General features: G+C 33.2%; 11 protein-coding genes. 7 read left to right on the top strand and 4 right to left on the bottom strand.

Annotation, left to right across the window (positions count from 1 at the left end; genetic code table 11):
- Nucleotides 1-111 precede the first annotated feature (111 nt).
- The 5 genes from JHL15_RS18465 (at nt 112) to JHL15_RS18445 (ending at nt 6,147) form a co-directional block, all read left to right on the top strand.
- Complete coding sequence (locus tag JHL15_RS18465; RefSeq protein ID WP_200248171.1) at nt 112-2,727, top strand: valine--tRNA ligase; 2,616 nt, start codon at nt 112-114, stop codon at nt 2,725-2,727.
- Between the two features lie 257 nt (nt 2,728-2,984).
- Complete coding sequence (locus tag JHL15_RS18460) at nt 2,985-3,620, top strand: DUF4241 domain-containing protein (RefSeq protein ID WP_200248169.1); 636 nt, start codon at nt 2,985-2,987, stop codon at nt 3,618-3,620.
- A gap of 57 nt (nt 3,621-3,677) precedes the next feature.
- Nucleotides 3,678-4,571 (top strand): ribokinase, encoded by an 894-nt coding sequence (locus JHL15_RS18455; RefSeq protein WP_200248167.1) that lies wholly within the window; start codon nt 3,678-3,680, stop codon nt 4,569-4,571.
- Nucleotides 4,572-4,661: 90 nt separating this feature from the next.
- Nucleotides 4,662-5,510: an alpha/beta hydrolase family protein gene (locus JHL15_RS18450; RefSeq protein ID WP_200248165.1), complete on the top strand. Its 849-nt coding sequence runs from the start codon at nt 4,662-4,664 to the stop codon at nt 5,508-5,510.
- Nucleotides 5,503-6,147 carry an HD domain-containing protein gene (locus tag JHL15_RS18445; RefSeq protein ID WP_200248163.1) on the top strand — a complete coding sequence of 215 codons (645 nt, stop codon included), beginning with the start codon at nt 5,503-5,505 and terminating at the stop codon, nt 6,145-6,147. Before JHL15_RS18450 ends, JHL15_RS18445 begins: the two co-directional genes overlap by 8 nt.
- Here JHL15_RS18445 and JHL15_RS18440 read toward each other — a convergent pair.
- Nucleotides 6,144-7,379 (bottom strand): hypothetical protein, encoded by a 1,236-nt coding sequence (locus JHL15_RS18440; RefSeq protein ID WP_200248161.1) that lies wholly within the window; start codon nt 7,377-7,379, stop codon nt 6,144-6,146. The genes JHL15_RS18445 and JHL15_RS18440 overlap by 4 nt on opposite strands.
- Before the next feature lie 59 nt (nt 7,380-7,438).
- Between JHL15_RS18440 and JHL15_RS18435 the strand changes: the two genes are divergently transcribed.
- Nucleotides 7,439-8,032 (top strand): hypothetical protein, encoded by a 594-nt coding sequence (locus JHL15_RS18435; protein WP_200248159.1) that lies wholly within the window; start codon nt 7,439-7,441, stop codon nt 8,030-8,032.
- 99 nt (nt 8,033-8,131) lie between these two features.
- Here JHL15_RS18435 and JHL15_RS18430 read toward each other — a convergent pair whose 3' ends face one another.
- The 3 genes from JHL15_RS18430 to JHL15_RS18420 form a co-directional block, all read right to left on the bottom strand.
- Complete coding sequence (locus JHL15_RS18430; RefSeq protein ID WP_200248157.1) at nt 8,132-8,362, bottom strand: hypothetical protein; 231 nt, start codon at nt 8,360-8,362, stop codon at nt 8,132-8,134.
- A gap of 189 nt (nt 8,363-8,551) precedes the next feature.
- On the bottom strand, nt 8,552-9,442 hold the full coding sequence (locus JHL15_RS18425) for a DUF72 domain-containing protein (protein ID WP_200248155.1): 891 nt from the start codon (nt 9,440-9,442) through the stop codon (nt 8,552-8,554).
- A 96-nt stretch (nt 9,443-9,538) separates the two neighbouring features.
- Nucleotides 9,539-11,575: a T9SS type A sorting domain-containing protein gene (locus JHL15_RS18420; protein ID WP_200248153.1), complete on the bottom strand. Its 2,037-nt coding sequence runs from the start codon at nt 11,573-11,575 to the stop codon at nt 9,539-9,541.
- A gap of 427 nt (nt 11,576-12,002) precedes the next feature.
- Here JHL15_RS18420 and JHL15_RS18415 point away from each other — a divergent pair, with 427 nt between their 5' ends.
- The gene (locus JHL15_RS18415; RefSeq protein WP_200248151.1) at nt 12,003-15,188 is read left to right on the top strand and encodes a TonB-dependent receptor; all 3,186 of its coding nucleotides are present in this window, start codon (nt 12,003-12,005) and stop codon (nt 15,186-15,188) included.
- The last annotated feature ends 50 nt before the right edge of the window (nt 15,189-15,238 follow it).

The following is a 15,238-nucleotide window of genomic DNA, read 5'->3' as shown; positions in this document are numbered from 1 at the left end:
CGTTTGTTAGATAAATTTTGAAAAACAAAGTTAAAAATTATTTTAATTCATACTTAATTTTTTTTTTCTTTAAGCTATTTTTGCAAATTGTAAGCTAAAGAAATAGAATTTATGCAGATTTCAGAAAAGTATAATCCACAGGAAACAGAACAAAAATGGTACAACTTCTGGTTGGAAAACAAATTTTTCCATTCAGAGCCTAATGACAAGCCACCATATACGATAGTAATCCCTCCTCCAAACGTTACGGGGATACTGCACATGGGGCATATGTTGAATAACACCATTCAGGATGTTCTGGTCCGCCGTGCAAGAATGCAGGGCTTTAATGCCTGTTGGGTTCCGGGAACAGATCACGCTTCAATTGCTACTGAAGCTAAAGTTGTTGCTAAATTGAAGTCTGAAGGGGTCAATAAATCAGATATTACCCGTGAAGAATTTTTAAAGCATGCGTGGGAATGGACCAACAAATATGGAGGAACTATTCTTGACCAGTTAAAAAAACTGGGCTGTTCTTGTGATTGGGACAGAACGAGATTTACATTAGAAGACAAACTGTCTGCTCAGGTTATCAAAAGTTTTGTTGATCTTTATAACAAAGGTTTGATCTACAGAGGATATAGAATGGTCAATTGGGATCCTGAAGCAAAGACCAATATTTCTGATGAAGAAGTAATATTTAAAGAACAAAATGGAAAACTTTATTTCCTGAAATATAAAATAGAAGGTTCAGAAGAGTTTCTTTCTGTAGCTACTACACGTCCTGAAACGATTTTTGGTGATACTGCTGTATGTATCAATCCGAATGATGAGAGATATGCTCATTTGAAAGGGAAGAACGTAATTGTACCTATCGTAGACAGAGTAGTTCCAATTATTGAAGACGAGTATGTTGATATCGAATTTGGAACGGGAGCATTAAAAATTACTCCTGCTCATGATACGAATGACTATGAAATTGGGCAAAAACATCAATTAAAAATGATTGATGCGTTAGATGACGACGGAAATCTTAACGAGCATGGATTACATTATGCCGGAAAAAATAGATTTGAAGTTAGAAAGCTAATTGCAAAAGAACTGCAGGAAAAAGATCTTCTTTTAAAAGCCGAAGATTATGTAAATAAAGTAGGAACTTCTGAAAGAACTGGTGCTGTAATTGAACCTAAAGTTTCAGTTCAATGGTTCTTAAAAATGTCTGAGATTGCTCAACCCGCTTTGGATGTAGTAATGGATGATGAGATTAAATTCTACCCTGAAAAGTTTAAGAATACCTACAAACACTGGATGGAAAACATCCGTGACTGGAATATTTCCCGTCAGTTGTGGTGGGGACAGCAAATTCCAGCTTATTATTATGGAGAAGGAGACGAAGAGTTTGTTGTTGCTGAAACCAAAGAAGAAGCTTTAGAGTTAGCAAAACAAAAGACAGGAAATCAAAATCTGACGGCTGATAGTTTAAGACAAGATCAGGATGCTCTAGATACATGGTTCTCTTCTTGGTTATGGCCAATGTCAGTATTTGATGGGTTGCTTGATCCTGACAATAAAGATATTCAATATTATTATCCTACTGCTGACCTGGTTACCGGACCGGATATTATTTTCTTCTGGGTGGCCAGAATGATCATGGCAGGATTGGAATATAAGAAAACAGTTCCGTTCAAGAATGTTTATTTTACAGGAATTGTAAGAGATAAGCAAAGAAGAAAAATGTCTAAGTCTTTAGGAAATTCACCGGATCCTTTAGAACTAATCGATAAATATGGTGCTGATGGTGTTCGTGTTGGAATTTTATTAAGTGCTGCTGCGGGTAATGATTTACTTTTTGATGAAGATCTAATGCTTCAGGGAAGGAATTTCATGACGAAAATCTGGAGTGCTTTCCGATTGATTAACATGTGGAATCATGAAGATAAACCAGCTAATGCAACAGAAAATCAGACTATAGAGTGGTTTGAAAATAAATTAAATAAAGCGATTGCTGAAATTAATGATCAGTTTGAAAAGTTCAGAATTTCTGATGCTTTACATTTACTCTATAAATTAATTTGGGACGATTTCTGTGGATGGTACCTAGAAGCGATAAAACCTAATTATGGAGAAGGTATCTCTAAAGAAGTTTACTTGAAAACAGTTTATTTCTTTGAAGAATTAATGAAGCTTCTACATCCGTTTATGCCATTCCAGTCAGAAGAGATATGGCAATTAATTTCTGAACGAAGTATAGATGAAGCTTTAGTAATTGCTCAGCAGAAAAAAGAAGAAGAATTTAATGAAACTATTATTAAGAACTTCGAAATAGCTCAGGAATTAATTTCAGGAGTTAGAAACTACCGTCAGACAAAAGGAATTTCACCTAAAGAAGCAGCTGAAATTTATACAAATGCGTCCGAATTTGCTAATGAAGCAGTAGTTAGAAAACTTGCTAATATTTCAGAAATTCATTTTGGCGAAAAAACAGATAAACCAAGTTTTACCTTCCTTGTTGGTGCGACAGAAGTTTCCATTCCTCTAAGTGAAAATCTGGATCTTGGAGAAGAGAAAACGAAAACAGAAGAGGAGGTTAAATACCTGAAAGGATTCTTAATTTCTGTAGAAAAGAAGCTTTCTAATGAAAAGTTCGTTGCCAATGCTAAACCTGAAGTAGTAGAAGCAGAGCGCAAAAAACAGAAAGATGCTCAGGATAAAATTGCCATTTTAGAAGAGAAACTGAAGAGTTTATAAATCTTTTGGCACTTATCTTGAAATAAGACTTATATCAATCCGGAAAAATTCCGGAAAACAATATCCATAAAAGAAGACTTGTTGAACTTGTCTTCTTTTGTGAGTTTAATGAGATAGTTCAAATGATAACATTTGAAAAACAATTGAAAGGTTGGAGCCAATAGAAAAAGAAGCGATTATTAATGATAACCGGAAGAGATTTGTCAAGATAATAGTCATTCAGCAAATGCCTGACAATAAAATAACAATTAAAGAAAATGACACACATAGAAAATATAAAGAAACTATTCTCAAGAGACTTTGTAGAAAGTCCTTTGTTAGAAAGTTTTGAAGTTGGAAAGATTTATCTTTCCAGTGGAAGATTGGTGGCTTGTGATCCTTTGATCACAAATGATATGCAGCCTTTTTCGACAGAATTTCCAAAAGGAGATTTTTCCGTTTTACTACACAAAGAAAGGGAGAGTAATTGTGTGGCATATGCTGAGATCATTTTCAGCAATTCTGAGATATCCGAATGGAAATTGGCAACCACTGCAGGTCAGAATATAAAAGATCTTGCTGAAGAAGAGATTTTTGGTTACCCTGTAGAAAGTGGGATGGGATGTTTTATGGATGTAGATACTCAGGAAAAGCTTAACGACCTTGAAAAAAGATTATACCATAGCAAAGGGGTTGATTTTATGGGAATTTATGAAGAGTTCTTTCATGAATATTTTTTTGATGAAAATGGAGCTATCGACCAATATGCATTTTTAAAACCGGCTGATGAACATCCGGGAACTATCTTTGCTTTTGAGACTGGATATGGGGAAGGTTTCTATGCCAGTTACATCGCATATGATAAAAATAATACACCGGTAAAGGTGGTTACAGAATTTATTGAAATAAGTTAATTATTCTTATATTAGTATTCCTATTTTAATATTTTTATATAAATCAATTTTACGACAATGAACTTCTCCTCAGTACAACCCAAAATAATAGTTGTTGGCAGCTCTTCAATAGATTTAGTCTTAGAAACTGAAAAACTTCCTGCTCCTAATGACACTGTTCTGGCCATTAATTCGGATAGTTATTTTGGTGGAAAAGGAGCCAATCAGGCTGTAGGAACTGCCAGATTGGGAGCAAGTGTTTATTTCATTGGATGCGTTGGTATGGATCCCTTAGGACAGCAGATCATGAGGAATCTGGTCAATGAGAACGTAAATGTTGGATTTGTGGCAGAAACAGATAGAGAGGCAACAGGAACTGCTTATGTAACGAGTTCTGATGGTAATGCTGCTATTGTAGTGGTACCAGCAGCTAATAAACTTTTAAGTACAAAACATATTGAGGATGCAGACAGATACTTTCAGACCGTAGACCTTATTCTTGTTCAGCTGGAGGTTTCTTTGGAAGTGGTAGAATATACTATTAGAAAAGCAAAGAAGTACGGAAAGAAAGTTGGATTGTATGCTTCACCCGCTATGAAATTGAACGAAGAGATTTTAGAAAACGTTGACTTTGTAGTGGCCAAAAGCAGTGAACTTTATATTGTTTTTGGAGAAGAAGAAAAAGAACAGGTTCTTGAAAAGTATTTCAATAAAGTGTTTGTAAGAGATGATACCAATTCCACCATTTATTTTGATGGTACAGAAATGAAATATTTCAGAAATCATAATGATAATAAAACAGTACACAAAATGGGAATGGGCGATGCTTTTACTTCTGGATTTGCTATTGCTTTTTGTCACAATAATTCTATTGAGGAATGTGTAAAATTCGGGAATGAGGTTTCTTTAAAAGTTTCTACAAAAAAAGGATCACAAACAGGATTACCAAGAATGTCAGATTATACTGCTTAAAGCTATTTACTGCATATCGAAAGTATTTCAATTAACATAAAATGAACAGTAAAATTTCCACTTTTGAGTGGATTTTTTTCTTTTTAAAATATGGAAGAACTAACGCTTACAACAACGGATCAGGTCTCTATTATTGCACATCTATTCTTGCCTGAGCATAGTAATAACAAATTGTTGTTGATTAATTCGGCAACAGGAGTGAAGCAGCAAGTTTACTTTTCTTTTGCTAAATATTTTTCAGAGAAGGGGTTTACTGTGATCACTTACGACTATCGTGGTATTGGGTTGTCGAAACCGGAGCATATGAAAGGTTTTAATGCATCCATGAGGATTTGGGGAACCAGAGATTACAAAGCAATAACGACCTACGTTAGAACGCGTTTTGCTGGATATGAAAAATATTGCCTTGGACATTCTGTAGGTGCTTTGATTCTAGGAATGAATGAAGATTCTGAAATTTTCAAAGAATTCTTTTTTGTTGGAACACAAAATGCTTTTGTTGGAAATCTAAAATTTAAAACTAAAATAGAAGCTTATCTTGGTTTTGGAATTGCACAGCCATTGACTACACAGCTGTTGGGATATTTTCCTGCTCATTGGTTTGGACTAGGAGAAAGTCTCCCTAAAAATTGCGCTTATGACTGGAGAACCTTAATTTTGAATAAAAAATCAACCAACGGTTTATTGGAGAAAATTGATGATTATTCTAAAGAATTAACACAGAAAGTTTTTGTAATAAGAGCTGAAGATGATGTCTGGCTGACTGATAAGGGAGTTAAGAGTTTATTAAATGGTACTTATCCCAATCTTAAGCCTACTTATCGCCTGGTAAAGACCTCCGAATCAGAAAAAGGGGAAATAGGACATGTTAATTTTTTTAGAAGCTATAACAAGAAGCTTTGGAATATTATTTTAAACGAATTAATGCATAATGAGTAGTACAATTGAAAAGACAATAGAGTTTGTAAAAGAGAAGTTAGAAGGAGCAGAAGCCGGACATGACTGGTTTCATATCGAAAGGGTCTGGAAGCTTTCAAAAAAGATTGCTGAAAATGAAAATGGTAATAAAGAAGTAGTAGAACTTGCAGCGTTACTTCATGATATTGCAGATCCTAAATTTCATAATGGTGATGAAACAATTGCCTTAAAAGTTTCCCGTGAGTTTTTGGAGCAACAAGAGGTTTCAGAGGAAATTATTGAACAGGTCCTTTTTATTATTAAAAATATTTCATTCAAAAATAGGGGAGAGGTTCCTCAGAATTTGCCGATCGAACTGAAAATCGTTCAGGATGCTGATCGACTGGATGCAATTGGAGCCATTGGTATCGCCAGAACATTTAATTTTGGAGGGTTCAAAAATAATCTGATGTACCATCCGGATATTGAGCCCAAACTGAATATGTCTAAGGAAGAATATAAAAAATCCAATGGAACTACGATCAATCATTTTTATGAAAAACTATTACTTTTAAAAGATTTAATGAATACTGAAAAAGGAAAAAAAATAGCCGAGGAAAGGCATAAATATATGTTACTTTTCCTCGACCAGTTTTATAAAGAATGGAATGTAGATTAGAAAATATTATATCCGAATATTATAGATACATATTTTATATCTGCAGTTTGAACTTCTGAATTATCAACAATATTATTATTGGTATTGTATTTAATTTCAATGCTGTATTTGTTATTATAAGTATATCCTATACCAAAAGAACAACTATTAAAACTTTGAGTTGAAGATAATTTTATATTATCATAAATATAGTTATTATAGTCTAAGTCGAAACTTTTAGCCTTACCTGATTTAAACGTAAGAGCATTAACTTGAGCATTAATAAAAATTTTAGACTTATTATTTAAGTACATATAATGGCGTACTCCTATTGGAAGATTAATAAATGAATATCCATCCATACTTATATTATAAAGTTTATCATTGCTTGGTATAGTCATTTTTTTACTCGAGTAAAAAGAATACGTAGGTTCAAAAATAATGCTCCATTTATTTTTATTAAAAGGTAAAACTAATTCGGCTTCAATACCTATTCTAAGTCCTGACTTGGATTCGAATCCTTCATTTGCAGGGCTTCCCTGCATTTCTAATGGTGAATACAAATTAATACCTGGTCTGATGCTTAGGTTGAATTTTGGATTTACTTTTGTAGCTTGAAGTTCTTTTGTAGAAAGCGTTGGGGATTTTTCGTTATGAAGCTGAAATATTTTTGTCAGGCTGGTTGCAGTATATTTTGTTTGGGTAACTAATGATTCTACATCAGAATCATCTTTAAAAATATTTTTTAGCTGATTGAGATATGTATCATTTGTTGCAACAAGAAGCGTGTTTCCTTCAGGATTATATTTTTTATAAACTAAAGGTTTGATGTCAGAAGATATATCTGAGTAGAAATATTTATTAGTATTTTGTGCTGTATAGGCATATAAATTTTTATCTCCAGATACAAGGATTTTTAAAAAAACATTTGCTTGTTTAAATTCAGGTTCATAGGTATTGGATAGATCCGAAAGCTTTTCCGGAGAATATTCTATAGGACCTTTATAAGCAATATATTTTGAGTATCCGTAAACTCCGAATTCTTTTATGTCATTAATTGTTCCTATTGATTCTGAAGATTGTTCATCGACTTTGTAACTAAAATTTTCCACGTTATTGATCCAATCCAGATTTTTAATCAACACTTCTTTTCGTTCATTATTAGTCATTATTATATAACCCTTTTCAAATCTAGATTGGGCGCTGATAATTATAGCTGTTAATAATGCAACAAGTGAAAGAATTTTTTTCATAGTTAAAGATTTAAAAATTTGAGTGCAAATATATATAAAAAAGTATCTTTGTAGACTGTATGACATTTGTAATAGTTATTATATTTTTTGCATCTATCCTTTCTCTTATTTTATCCAAAGTAAAATCGGGAAAAGGTGCCGAATGGGCAAAATTATTCCGTATTGCAACACTTATTTTTTCAATATCTGTTTTTACTTACTGGTTCATCAAAAAAAGTGCAGTTGGGGTTGTAAACAATTCTGTCGGATTACAGGTTGTTAATAAGCTTCCTCAGACACTTGATTTTTATGTTATCAATGTAAATAACCCGGATAAAAATGAAAGACATGAGGCAAAACATATAGGGAAAATACGACCGGAATATTATCGGATAGAGTACCTGAAAATGGATAAGTCCGATGAGTATTGGGTGATAGGATATTTAGGTAAAAAGAATTTGGTGTATTTTTCTCAGCATTCGGTTCCCAACAAGAATATAGATCAGATCGTAGAGGTTAATAATTACATCAATCAGAGTGCAAAGCTATCAGAAATTGCTAAAAAACAGATTGAAGCCTATAACTACGATAATGTAAAACTTGGAATTTGGGTGACATTGGACTTTCTGTTGTTATTTCTCAACCTGGTCTTAATATTGAGAATAAGAAAATAAGATTGTGTTTTCAATCCAATTAATAGAAAGATGATTTGTTGATTTCAACAAACCATCTGTTCTCTTTAGTTAAATATAGTTTTCATGGTTTTTAAAAGATCAGGGATAATTTAGAATGATCATGATTTTTTCTTTAAGTTCTTCAGGGCAATTTCTAATAAGTTTATCTTTACTCTGACTGCTTATCTGGTCATTCTTAAGCCATTCGGTTACATCTGAATGGAGACTGTCACTATCATAATTTCTTTTTATAGTTTGGTCTTCATAAAACGTGTAATTGTCACCAAACGAATCGCTTGTAATACTGATTGTACATATTTCCTTTTCCATAACTTTAATGTATTTATTGTTTGATATAAGGGTTTTGTACTTCCTAATATATCATTTATTAGTGAAAAAAATAATCTATTGTGAATAAAAATATTTTTACACCGAACGGTGATATATTTACTGTTAAAAACAAAAAAATAGCTATAAAATCCTAAAGAAAACGATTAAATAGCTAAAAATTTTTTTACACTAAAATAAAGATTGAGTACCTTCTGTTGCCATTTTTGGGACATGAAGGTTAGTTTTCCACTCTTCATTCATTTTTTTTATCATATAAGCTGATAGTAAAGGAGATGCTTTTTCAATGTTTTGGTGAACGAAAAAGTAAAGATTTTGAAGACCTTCTTTTTTCCACTGTGCAGCACGTGTCAGCCAATCGTCTAACCTTTCGTAATCACTTTCTGCATTAGCACCTACATAACGAATAAAGGCATTTGGCGTGGTAAGCCGCATATGGAGCATATCTCTTCTTCCTGCAGTATCTACAATAATGTTGGTAATGTTATGGGCTTCAAAAAGATCACATGTTGTGTTGAAGATATCTTCATCCGTAAACCATTCTGTATTTCTAAGTTCTATGGCCAAAGGAGCTTCTTTCGGCCATTCTTTAACGAATTTTTCCAGTCTGTCGTAATCCTTCGGTTTGAAATTATCATGTAACTGTAAAAACGCCATACCCAGTTTTTCATCAAAATTAAGAATTGAAGATGCAAATTGCGTGACAGGTTCAGTAACATCAATCAGTCTTCTGAAATGAGAAACAGTATTGGTGATTTTCGGGAAGAATTTAAAATCTGCCGGAGTTTTTTCTTTCCATGTTAATACCTGGTCGGGAGTAGGCATTCCGTAGAATGTAGCATTGAGTTCAATAGAATTGAATTGAGTTGCATAGTAAGTCAATTCATCCTTAGTTCCTTTTGGGTAAAATCCTTTAAGGTCGGTTTTGTTCCATTTTGCACATCCAATAGAAATATTTTCTAAACCTTTTTTATTTTGTTTTAAAATTTCTTTAGTTCTGGAGTGGTCTTTAGGTAATGTAAAATCTATTTTTGAAGGATCTTCTACTTGTCCGAATTTCATATTTGAAGTTTTTAAGAATTAACTGTATAACAAATATAAAATAAAAACCATAGAAATTTCTATGGTTTTCTTGTTTTATAGTGATGTACAAAAAGATCAATCTTTCAGCAGTTTTTTAGAAATTTCTGATGTATTTGTTTTTATTTTTACGGTATAAATTCCCTGGGCATAATCTGAAATATCTATTTTCAGTACAGTTTTATTAAAATCCTGATTCAGTAAAACCCTGCCCGTAGAATCAAATATTTTTACATTTTTAATGGGCTCGTCAAATTTTAATTGGAAGAAATCTTTTACAGGATTAGGGAAAATATGTAAATCTCTATTTATGGTGTTTACCTTAGAATCCCTCGTCCTTAAAACGTTGTTACAGTTTGTGGTGAAATTAATATCCGGATATGCTGTTTGCATATCAGTTAGCTGATTGGCATCTACACAGACTGCCAGATTTTGATTGTATCTTGAGAGTTCATAATACTCTTCTAGGGAACCATTTTTGATGTTCAGATAGGTTAATCCGGGCATATTATCAAAACTAAAACCTTGCAGATTGGAGCTATTAGATAAGTCTAGGCTTGTAATAAGTGGATTAGAATTGAGTGTTACATTCTTAAGATGGGTACTTTGCGAAGTATTTATCGAAGCTAATAAAGAATTGTTGCTAATTTCTATCAGTTCCAATAACGGGCATTGTGAGAGATCCAAAGAGGCAATTTTTGTGAAGCTAAAGCCAAGTTCCTTAAGTCCTGTACATTGATTAATATTCAAAGTATTGAGTTCCGGACATGAAATATTTCCGGGTAAATAATTGCCAAAATACAAAGTTTCTATGCTTGAACAGTTTTGCAGATTCACATTTTTCAAGTTTTGATTTCCTCCTATTTTTAAGTTAGCTAAGGCGGTACAGTTTTGTGCATTGATCTGTTGCAGATTGAGAGGAATGTTTGAAGAATTTAAACTATTGGGAATATCCGCTTTTAGAGTATGAAGATTGGGAAGATTGCTTATGTTCAAAACAGTTGCATATCCACAGGAGTTAGTTATATCTATATTTTCTAATGTATTCGCAACACTGAAATTCATGGTTCCGATAATAGGTTGATTGAAAACCTTTACTACTTTTAGCTTTGGAAGGCCTGATAGGTTTAAAGAGGTTACATTACCAAAGCTAACTCCAGAAGTTGTATAATAATCATATCTATTATAGAATGATGCATCCAGTTCTTCCAGATTTATTAATCCTGAATTGGAAAAATTAATAGAAGGAGAATTGAGGCCTTTAATTCTTTTTAATGAAACACAGCCATTAAGGTTAGCTGATGTAAAATAGGCACCGGATGAATTGTAATGATCAGTATCGGCAATAACTTCTTCTAAATTTGTACAATCATTTGCGATAAGCTCTATGTTTTGATTATCACTGCTCAGTCCCGTTATGTTCGTTCCCAAAACTTCTATTTTTGTTAATACACCTGTATTTGGGATACTTATTTTTTCTAAATACTTACAGGAAATGAAGGTCAATGTTTTCACATTGCAATTTTCGATGTAAAGGGCTTTTATTCTTTTATTGTCTAAAGTGATGTTGTCTTTGATCAGAGGACAGTTTTTATACCTTAGAATCGGGGATGGATTGTAAGGGCTCGCATTAATATCTGTAACAAAGTCATTGATGTTTTGTACTGAAGAGCAATGATCAAATGAAAAGTCTATTGGTGTGCTATTATATGTCCCTGAAATATCAGTAAATCCACCAGAACCCATGTAAACTACTTTTTTAATAACATTATTATTGACAAAGCTGATTATTGCAGATTTTGAATCCACAACATACAGCTCTTCCAGATTGGGGAAAAGAGTTGCATCTGTAATTGAGTCAGGAAGATTATTGTAGGTTGGAGTTCCTATTGATTGAATATTCAGGACTTTTACCTGTTGTGCTTCGGATAATTGTATCTGGCCATCACCATTCGAATCTATTGCGATAAAATTTCCGTTAAGGTCTTTTGCTATATTATTGCTTGTAGAGGAACCGAGCAATAAAGCTTTGAATTTCGAATCTGTAAAATTAAGATTCTGAGCGTAAGCTATACAAGAAAAGCTTACACAAAAAGTAAATAACAGTTTGTACATATTGTGTTTTTAAGGGGTTATTTTTAAGCCAGATTCTATAAAGGGAATTGTAAAACCTGATGCTACAAAAATACTATAATTTTAGAGCTGATAACCTAGAAATAATACTATAGTGATTGTACTATATTTTTAATCGTATTAATACGTAATGCTTCGTTTAAGTATCTTCCTGTTTTTAGAAAGAAGACTTAATTTAATAAAACTAAAGCCGTTCATATTGCGTTCATTTATGATTAAAAGATTTTAATTTATTAAAGCATTTGTATTTAATGGATTATTATAAATTGAAATAGTGAATTATGTAAAAGTCTTTAAGTTTTTTTTAAGGAAATGTTAAACATTATGTTATATAATGTTAACTGTATGTTACCACAATTCCTGTTTGTTGCTTCTAATTTTGCCGTACAATTTAGAAGTATAAAAAAATATGAAGAGAAAAATAATCTGTGCTTTTGCTCTCTTGTCATTTGGCTTAGCATTTTCGCAGGAAACCAGCTCTAAAATTTTCGGGAGATTAAAAGGAATTAATTCTGAAGTTACTGTAAAAGTAGTTCACGTTCCCACCAACAGTACCTTTGAAACTAAAAGTAACAACAAGGGACAGTTCAGTTTGGATAATCTACAACCCGGAGGACCTTATACGATAGAGATTTCTGATGGTTCAAACGTTATCTATTCGAATACCAATGTACAGCTTTCATTAGGAAGTAATGATTTGCCAGTAGTGGAAGTTAAGAACAGAGAAAAAGTAATCGATGAGGTAAAACTTACTTCTAAGAGAACCGTGGTGAAAAATGGAACAGGCATCAGCCAGGCTCAGATTTCAGGACTCCCTAATATCAACAGAGGGATTCAGGATGTTACTAAGTTGGTTCCTCAAAGTGCCAACAACTCTTTCAACGGAACGAACTTTCGTTATAATAACGTAACGATTGACGGATCAATTAACAATGATGCTATTGGTTTCAGTCCATCTTTAGGAGGTCAAACCGGAACATCAGGGATGCCAGGAAGTAGTACCCGTTCTAACTCCATAAGTTTGGATGCTATTCAGGATGTACAGGTTTACATCGCTCCTTATGATGTTAAATTAGGAAACTTCTTAGGGGGAAGTATCAACGCAGTTACCCGTAGTGGTAGTAATAATGTAGAGGGGTCTTTTTATGTTTACGGGCGTAATGCTTCTATTACCGGAAGAAACAGGGTAGGTGATAATTCAAAGATGCCAAGCTCTTTCCAGGATTTTATTTATGGAGGTAGAGTGGGATTACCTATTATAAAAGATAAAGTGTTTTTATTCACTAACCTTGAATATACAAAGAGAAAAGATCCTGTTTTTTATAATGCCGATGATCCTAACGGATTAGTAAATACTGGAGTTGCTCAGCAAATTTCTGATTTTGTTCGTAACAAGTATGGCTTTAATGTGGGAAGCTTCAATCAGTACACCAACTTCTCAGAAAGTGCTAAACTTTTTAATAAGTTAGATTGGAAGATCAATGATAAGCATACCTTATCCATTAAGAATAATACTGTGTTTTCGCAAGCTTCAAATTTGGAAAGAGATGGTGCTAACTTTAGATTTTCCAGCATGGACTATATCCAAAAGAATAATGCTTCAACCACCACTTTGGAATTAAAAAGCCGCTTTAATGATAAATGGAATAATAACTTAGTATTAGGATATTCTTCTATTAATGATTACAGAGATCCTACTTCTTCTAATGCTATGTTTCCACAAGTGGAAATAGGATATAATGGAGGAACTATTTTATTAGGAAATGATAGAGAGGCAACGGTTTTCAATATGAAGCAGAAAACTTTTGAGATCACTGATAATTTAACATATAAGACAGGAAATCATACTTTCTTATTAGGAACGCACAATGAATTATACAATATCGATTATGGTTTTGTAAATGCATTGAACGGAAGAATCTCTTATAAGAATCTTGATGATTTCTATAACTCAAAACCAGCAAGGATAAGAGGAACTTATCCATTTAATGGAGAAAACAGAGAAACGCTTTTCAACAATCCATATGCTTCGTATAAAGTAAATCTACTTTCATTATACTTGCAGGATGAGATCAATTGGGGAAGATTACGTTTGTCACCAGGAGTAAGAGTAGATTATACAGATTTGCCAAACAAACCTCTTTTAAGTTCGCAGGTTAATAATTCTCCTGTGGATCCAAATATGGGGAATACGTACAGTTATACACCTCTAAATCAACTAACCAACAAATATCTTAATAAGCCAACAATATCTCCGAGATTAGGATTTAGTTTAGATCTTACAGAAAACAGATCGGTTGTACTAAGAGGAGGTTCTGGTATTTTTGTAGGAAGAATACCTTTTGCATGGCTAGGTTATGCTTATTATAACGATGGAGTCGGTTTCGGAAGTTATGATTACAATGGTCCAACAGCAGCTCAAATGGCAGCTAACGGAGATCCATTGGTAAGCGGAAACTTTGCTAACTGGCAAAACTCTTCCAAAGTACAGGTAGACCTTATTGACAACAACTTTAAAATGCCTAAAGTTTGGAGAAGTTCATTAGGAGTAGATTATACTGTTGGAGGATATAAACTGACATTAGAAGGTATTTACACTAAAGTACTTTATGACCTGAAATTCCAACAGGTTAATAAGACTGATAATGTAACGTATTTTAGCTATGACGTAAACCACGAAATGCCTATTTATACGACTAACATCAATAGTAATTTCTCCAATGCTTATATGTTATCCAATACTAAACAGGGATACAGATATAATGTAACTGCACAGATCTCTAAAGCCTATAATTTTGGATTTAACTTCTTCGCAGCATATACCTATGGAGATGCTAAAGATATCACGAATGGTATCAGGAATTCTATGGAAAGTAACTGGCAGATGAACCAGTCTTTGACTCCTAACAATCCTCAATTAACAACTTCTAACTTTGCGATCAAAAATAGAATTGTAGCTAATCTGGGATATGGTTTCAATGTTTCACAATCGAATAGATTATCTGCGAATGTATATTTCAATGCACAATCAGGAAATCCTTTTTCTTGGGGCTTTATCAACAGTACAATTGCTAATACGGGACAAGCAGCAGGATTGGCTTATATCTTCAAAGATGCCGCAGAAGCAGCTAAGTATATAGTTCCAATAAAAGATGGGGCGGGTAATATTTTAGTAACGGCTCAACAACAGGTTGCTGATTACGAAAGCTTCGTTAATAACAATAAGTATCTAAGCAGTAGAAGAGGAACATTCACTCAAAGAAATGGTGATGTTACACCATGGAACATTCAGGCTGATATCAGAATTATGGATGAAATCAGATTAAGTGAGAAGTCTAAAAATACGTTACAGATTTCTTTAAGCATCATTAACTTCACGAACCTCTTAAATAAGGATTGGGGTAAAGTATATTTTGTACCTAACACCTTCAACTCAACAGCGAGCGTAGGATTAACGAAAGTTGGAAATGTTGCTACCGGACAACCTGGGGCAGGAGATCCAACCTATAACTTCAAATCTCCTGGTTTACCATATACAATTGATCAGTTTGCATCAAGATTCCAGGCGCAGATTGGAGTTCGATATAATTTTTAATTTTTACTTTATATATTCTTTCAAGAGTCCGGATTTTCTTTCCGGGCTTT

The sequence above is a fragment of the Chryseobacterium paridis genome (assembly GCF_016595215.1).
In the GTDB taxonomy this organism is placed as follows: domain Bacteria; phylum Bacteroidota; class Bacteroidia; order Flavobacteriales; family Weeksellaceae; genus Chryseobacterium; species Chryseobacterium paridis.
The sequence above is the reverse complement of the archived record's forward strand: the minus strand, read 5'-3'. Positions and strand labels throughout refer to the sequence as shown.

Coding starts and splice junctions, on each gene's coding strand:
- JHL15_RS18465 (WP_200248171.1), top strand. CDS start 112: ATGCAGATTTCAGAAAAGTATAATCCACAGGAAACAGAACAAAAATGG.
- JHL15_RS18460 (WP_200248169.1), top strand. CDS start 2,985: ATGACACACATAGAAAATATAAAGAAACTATTCTCAAGAGACTTTGTA.
- JHL15_RS18455 (WP_200248167.1), top strand. CDS start 3,678: ATGAACTTCTCCTCAGTACAACCCAAAATAATAGTTGTTGGCAGCTCT.
- JHL15_RS18450 (WP_200248165.1), top strand. CDS start 4,662: ATGGAAGAACTAACGCTTACAACAACGGATCAGGTCTCTATTATTGCA.
- JHL15_RS18445 (WP_200248163.1), top strand. CDS start 5,503: ATGAGTAGTACAATTGAAAAGACAATAGAGTTTGTAAAAGAGAAGTTA.
- JHL15_RS18440 (WP_200248161.1), bottom strand. CDS start 7,379: ATGAAAAAAATTCTTTCACTTGTTGCATTATTAACAGCTATAATTATC.
- JHL15_RS18435 (WP_200248159.1), top strand. CDS start 7,439: ATGACATTTGTAATAGTTATTATATTTTTTGCATCTATCCTTTCTCTT.
- JHL15_RS18430 (WP_200248157.1), bottom strand. CDS start 8,362: ATGGAAAAGGAAATATGTACAATCAGTATTACAAGCGATTCGTTTGGT.
- JHL15_RS18425 (WP_200248155.1), bottom strand. CDS start 9,442: ATGAAATTCGGACAAGTAGAAGATCCTTCAAAAATAGATTTTACATTA.
- JHL15_RS18420 (WP_200248153.1), bottom strand. CDS start 11,575: ATGTACAAACTGTTATTTACTTTTTGTGTAAGCTTTTCTTGTATAGCT.
- JHL15_RS18415 (WP_200248151.1), top strand. CDS start 12,003: ATGAAGAGAAAAATAATCTGTGCTTTTGCTCTCTTGTCATTTGGCTTA.